This window comes from Ignatzschineria sp. LJL83 (genome assembly GCF_054871845.1).
The window spans coordinates 1-588 of record NZ_JBTXLY010000031.1 but is presented as its reverse complement, the minus strand read 5'-3'; the positions used below and the strand labels follow the sequence as shown (position 1 = coordinate 588).

Below are 588 nucleotides of genomic sequence, written 5' to 3'. Positions count from 1 at the left end.
AATTTAGTGATCAACGTGATTACCGATTTACACCGCAAGGAAATGGTCGTTACACCGGTTATGTAACATCGAAGAAAGTCGGTAGTGATGTTATTGGATTTACCACAGATCAAGGGCAGGCTGCAGGCAAGACTGCAACAGTTGAGTACTTTGCAGGAAATCTAGATACGGAAAATTCTGTGATTACTGCTAGCCCAGCGACTATTACAGCAGATGGGAAAGAACGCTCAAGACTCACAGTTCAACTCAAAGATAGTAATGGTAATGATCTTGCTAATAATATTAGTAAAGAAACAGGAAGACCGTATCAAGTGGTTCTTAAGCTTGAAGGTGGCGGCAGCTTTGTAGGCGATGTTGAAAACGTTACAATGATTCCCGCGACGGATGGTCAATTCTTTACCTATGTCACATCGACATTAGCAGGATCAGATACCTTTACCTTTGAAATCGATAATCGTCCGGCAAGTAGTTCTGCAACCGTGACTTATACAGCAGGTAAAGCAGACGCTTCTACATCAATTATCCGTTCAATGCCTGATTCTATCGAAGTGAGTGCAGGAGAGATTACCTCTACGCTAACAGTAGAAT

1 protein-coding gene is annotated in these 588 nt (G+C 42.2%); it reads left to right on the top strand.

Going from position 1 to position 588, the window contains the following annotated elements; translation table 11 throughout:
- The coding region (locus tag ACYSN2_RS11085; RefSeq protein ID WP_461750309.1) for an Ig-like domain-containing protein at positions 1-588 on the top strand (588 nt) is incomplete at both ends.